1 protein-coding gene and 2 pseudogenes are annotated in these 5,745 nt (G+C 41.1%); 2 read left to right on the top strand and 1 reads right to left on the bottom strand.

The window, feature by feature from the left end:
* Positions 1–24: 24 nt before the first annotated feature.
* Positions 25–2,990: pseudogene (locus IQ229_RS10490) on the top strand (sensor histidine kinase); the annotation flags it as partial.
* Positions 2,991–3,426: 436 nt separating this feature from the next.
* Positions 3,427–4,719, top strand: a pseudogene (locus IQ229_RS10475) (sensor histidine kinase); the annotation flags it as partial.
* A gap of 185 nt (positions 4,720–4,904) precedes the next feature.
* Here IQ229_RS10475 and IQ229_RS10470 read toward each other — a convergent pair.
* Positions 4,905–5,745, bottom strand: an 841-nt coding sequence (locus IQ229_RS10470) for an ABC transporter ATP-binding protein (RefSeq protein WP_194043440.1), incomplete at its 5' end; no start/stop codon positions are given.

Raw genomic sequence — 5,745 nt, 5'->3', positions numbered from 1 at the left:
CCTACAGCCTAGAAGCGCATCAAAATGGCAAAAAATGCTGAAGACCGCTATCAGAGTGCATTGGGACTGAAATTTGATTTAGAAACTTGTTTATCTCAACTCCAAGAAACTGGTGAAATTAAGCATTTCCCAATTGCTCAACGGGATGCGTGCGATCGCTTTATTATTCCTGATAAACTTTATGGACGAGAAACAGAAGTAGAAACTCTCCTGCAAGCATTTGAGCGCGTTAGTACAGGTGCGACAGAAATGATGCTGGTGGCTGGTTTTTCGGGTATTGGTAAAACCGTTGTAGTTAACGAACTTCATAAACCAATCGTCAAAAAGCGCGGTTATTTTATCAAAGGGAAATATGACCAATTTCAACGAAATATTCCCTTTAGTGCTTTTGTGCAAGCCTTCCGCGATTTAATGGGGCAATTATTAACCGAAAGCGATGCTCAAATCCAGCAATTTAAAACCAATATTTTAGGTCAATTACTTCTACAAAATTCTTCTCAAATAGAACAAGAAGAAAAACTGTTTGATATTGCCGGTCATTTGAATTTAGGACAAGAGTTGATCGCCCAATCAAACGAGCGAGAAGCCTTGGCTCGACTTAACTTAGCAGCAGGAGGTAAAGCCAAAAATTCTACCGCATACACTGCGGCCAGAGTTTATTTACAGACCGGGATTGAGCTACTCACAGTGAATTGTTGGCAAGATCAATATGAATTGACTTTGAGTCTGTATGTTGCCGCCGCCGAAGCCGCCTACTTAAATGCTGATTTTGATGGTATGGAACAGATAGCAGTACAGGTGTTGCAATCAGCCCAGACGATTTTAGACAAAGTTAAAATTTACGAAATTCAAATTGCTGCCCAGACAGCCCAGAGCAGACTATTAGAAGCGATCGCAGTTGGCAGAGATGCCTTAAAACAATTGGGGGTTGAGTTACCCATCGAGCCAAACAATGCTGAGATTGGTAAAGCTTTACAAGTCCTTGCTAGTCAACTCGCAGGTAAACGAATTGAGGAACTAGCTGACTTACCAGCGATGACCGATCCCCAAGCACAGGCAGCCATGCAACTGTTAGGAATGTTGTTTGCACCTGTTTTCCAAGGAATGCCGGGTTTATTGCCCTTTATTAGCTCCACAATGGTCAGCCTATCGCTTCAGTTTGGGAATACGCCCGCCTCCACTGTGGGGTATGGGCTGCACGGAATGGTGCTGTGTGCCTTTTTGGGAGAGGTTGAAGGGGGCTACGATTTTGGGCAATTGGCATTGAATTTGCTAGATCGGTTCAATGTGCGGGAATTCAAATCCACAATTTCCATGTTGTTTGGCGGCTTTATTCAGCATCACCAAGAAGCTCTCTCGGCAACGATACCTTTGCTGAAAGCTGGTTTTACCTCTGGTATGGAAACTGGCGATTTTTTACACGCTGGTTATAACGTATGTTGTTACAGCTATGCGGTCTTTTGGAGCGGCTCTGAACTTAGCAATTTGGAATTAGATATCGCAAGTTACAACGCCGCCTTAACTCAGGCGAAGCAACATTCTGCCCAGACTTATGTAAGTATTATGCGGCAGGCGGCACAGAACTTTAGGGAAACCCAAATTCAGCCCGATTGTTTGAGCGGCACTATCTACGATGAAACGGTGATGATTCCCAAACATCGTCAGGCTAATGAACTCACGGTGATGGCTGAGTTGTATATCTACAAATTGTTGCTTGCCTATTCTTTTGGTGATTACAAAGCTGCGATCGCTTACATTGAGGAAGGGGAAAAGTATTTACTTGCAGTATCAGGATTGATTTTTGTTCCGATTTCCCATTTTTATGCAGCCCTGACATACCTAGCCCTATTTTCTACCCAGACAGAAATTGAACTTTCTGTAATTCTCGCCCAGGTGGAAATCCATCAAACCACTCTGTACCGTTGTGCGCAAAATGCTCCCACAAATCATCTGCATAAATGGCATTTAGTTGAGGCTGAGAAACAAAGAGTTTTGGGCAACAAAGCAGAAGCACTGGAAAATTATGATCGCGCCATAACTCTAGCTAAAGCCAACGGTTACATCCAAGAAGAAGCACTTAGCAATGAACTAGTAGCCAAATTTTATTTCGATTGGGGTAAAGAAAGAGTTGCCCAAGATGAGGACACTGCCGTGCGGGGGGAACCCTTGTTGAGGCAAGTGTTTGGTGATAATTGGCAAGTTAGGGCAATTACCTTTATCAATCATGACCAAATACAAACTATTCTTGAACCACAATCACTCGCTAATTGTCAAGAGATTCCCGCAACAATTATCAATTACGTCAAAAATACTCAACAAAAAGTTTACCTAATCCGGGTGTTGAAATTATTGACCATGCAGAAGAAATTGACTTAGATTATAGTTTAGAAGATTTACCCAAGGCAATAGATTCAATGGTGATGGCGTGCGATCGCCTGAAAAATATCAGCACTAGTTTAAGAACTTTCTCCCGCGCTGATAAAGATTACAAAGTGCCATTTAAAATTCGTGAGGGGATTGAAAGTACAATTTTAATTCTCAAACATCGCCTCAAAGCCAATGAGCAACGTCCAGCAATTGAAGTAATAACTGATTATGGCAGTTTGCCTCAAGTTGAATGTTTTCCTGGACAATTAAACCAGGTGTTTATGAATATCCTAGCTAATGCGATTGATGCCTTAGATGAATCGAATACTGGGCGGAATTTTGCAGAAATCCAAGAAAACCCTAACAAGATTACAATTCAAACCTCATTGCAAGACGATCGGGTTACAATAACGATTGCTGATAATGCTAATGGCATGAATGAAGCAGTCAAGCAAAAGATATTTGACCATTTGTTTACAACGAAATCTGTGGGAAAAGGAACGGGTTTAGGATTAGCCATCGCCCGTCAAATTGTTGTGGAAAAACACGGGGGTTCAATACACTGCAACTCCTCCCCAGGAAAAGGTACAGAGTTTGCGATCGCAATTCCAGTGCGGCAATAAATAGTACTGAGTAGACCAACTTTAGCTAAGAAAATTCTGTCACCCTACTTGCTCATGGGCACGTAGCATTCATACAGAAAAGGCGTCTTCTCTATGAGACGCTCCACGTTGGCGGAAGTCTCTGGCAGAGAAGGCGGTTGGATAAATTAAGCTTTTGGCAATTTTTGCGTAAGTCCTGCCTGACTCAGGACTGCCTCTAAGTAAACTAAATGGGAGTTGAACATGTCTACTGAAAAAATCAATGAAGAAATATTGCTTTTACGTCAACAAAATGCCCAATTGCTGCAACAGCTAGAAGCATTGCAAGACCTTTATTCAACTACGCTGTTAGCCGAACAACATCAAATTGGCGAATTAGTTACTGATGAAGTCCCACAGAATTTACAACTGATAGAATTACAGTCGAAATTGGCAGATAATTCTACCTTTGTAGAATCGCGATATCAGCAGTCGCAAACAAGCCGAAGAATTAATCAAAGCCTTGCAAGCAGAATTACTCGCCTTGTTCAACGCTATGCAGGATGTGATTCTTGTCTTAGATGCCGAAGGAAGATACCTCAAAATCGCTCCTAGCGGTGCGCCCTTACTCTACCAACCTCCTGCGGAAATGCTGGGCAGAAAAATACATGATGTTTTATCCTCTGCTTGTGCCGACTATTTTCTCAACTCTATTCAACAAGCACTCTTAACTAAAAAAACTGTCAAGGTAGAATATAGCTTGTCTATAGGCGAGCAAGAGGTTTGGTTTGAGGCGAATATTGCCAGCATGGACGAAAACACCTTTGTTTGTGTCGCCAGGGATATCAGTGAACGCAAACAGATGGAAGACCAACTGCGACAACAAACAGAAAATTTAGCACAAACTCTTCAAGAACTCAGACAAACTCAAGCACAAATGATTCAAGCGGAAAAAATGTCTAGTCTGGGTCAACTTGTGGCTGGAGTTGCTCACGAAATCAACAACCCCGTTAATTTTATTCACGGTAATCTCACCTATATTGAGGAATATACTCAAGACCTGTTGCGAATAATTCACCATCAGCAGCAATCTGGTAATAAGTTGGAATTTCAGGCTTTGTGTGAGGAAATTGACCTAGAGTACATCCAGAAAGATGTACCAAGAATATTGAGTTCGATGAAAGTTGGTACTCAGCGCATCCGTCAGATTGTGCTGTCGTTACGAACCTTCTCACGCATAGATGAAGCCGAGTTTAAAGCAGTAGATATTCACGAAAGCATCGATAGTACCCTAATGGTATTGCAACATCGCTTCCAAGAAACAACAAAGCTTCCAGCCATTCAAGTCATCAAAGACTACGGCACATTACCTTTAGTGGAATGCTATGGCGGAGAACTCAATCAGGTGTTTATGAATATATTGGCGAATGCCATTGATGCATTAGAAGAATGGACAATTGAGAATGCACAATTAAGAATAGACAATTTCACATCTGGGTTGTTAACTCCCACGATCGCCATTCGTACCTCAGTGATAGATGCCGGTTGGGTAAAAATTGCGATCGCAAACAATGGAATAGGGATGTCAGAACAGATTCAAAAACAAGTTTTTAATCCGTTTTTCACCAACAAGCCTGTAGGTAAGGGAACAGGTATGGGAATGTTTATCAGTTATCAAATTATCACAGAAACACATCGTGGCAAACTAGAATGTCATTCAATACCAGCAGTAGGAACAGAGTTTGTAATTACAATTCCAATTCAGCATTGACCAACAAGGCAAAAGTAAAAAGTTAAAAGAAAGAAAATAAAAAATGGTTGTCAGCCTCTAAATTTATTTATCGGGATTATATTTTTACTTTTTAACCATGAATTTGTACTGGTTTACCGCTGTTTTTTATGACTTTTGATTTTTGACTTCCCCATTCGCGTAGCGTCTCGCAGAGAAGGGGTTGACTATTGACTAATAGCTAAACAATCAGTTTCTGACCACCAGGCGTAAATAAGTGTATCGCGGTCTGGTAAAGTTCCAAATGTATTAGGTTGCAACACATTAATGCTAATGCCATTTGTTAATTCCATAACATAATTAACGTGTGTGCCCAAATACATAACGTTGACAAGCCGTCCTTCAAAGCAGTTAACTGGCAAATTAGGTGGATACAGCGAAAGCTGTATTTTTTCTGGACGCACACTCACTACTACAGCTTGTGATAATTCAGTTGGTGTATCTTCAGTGCGGTTAATAACGATTGATAGTCCCATTTTTGTGGAAATTTTAATATTAGAGGAGTCTACCGCGACGATTTCACCACTGAATAAATTAGTATCACCAATAAAATCAGCAACAAAAGATGTACAGGGACGTTCGTAAATTTGGCTAGGAGTGCCAACTTGTTCAATTTTGCCTTGATTCATCACAGCAATGCGATCGCTCAAAGACAATGCTTCTTCTTGGTCGTGTGTCACCATCACAAAGGTTAACCCCAAATCTTTGTGTAAATTTGATAACTCAACCTGCATTTCTTTACGTAGTTTTAAATCTAACGCCCCTAAAGGTTCATCCAGTAGGACGACGGTGGGATGGTTGACTAAAGCTCTTGCTAAAGCTACTCGCTGCTGTTGACCACCAGAAAGTTGATTGGGAAAGCGCGATCGCAAACTTTCCATTTTCACCAGTTTTAAAGCTTCTTGGACTCTAGCTTCAATTTTCGATTTGGGTAATTTTTTTAACCGCAGTCCAAAAGCGATGTTATTCCAGACATTTAGGTGGTTAAATAGAGCGTAACTTTGAAAT

Origin of the sequence: Nostoc cf. edaphicum LEGE 07299 (assembly GCF_015207245.1) — a bacterium.
Classification (GTDB): Bacteria; Cyanobacteriota; Cyanobacteriia; order Cyanobacteriales; family Nostocaceae; genus Nostoc; species Nostoc edaphicum_B.
This window is presented reverse-complemented; position numbering and strand designations above follow the sequence as displayed.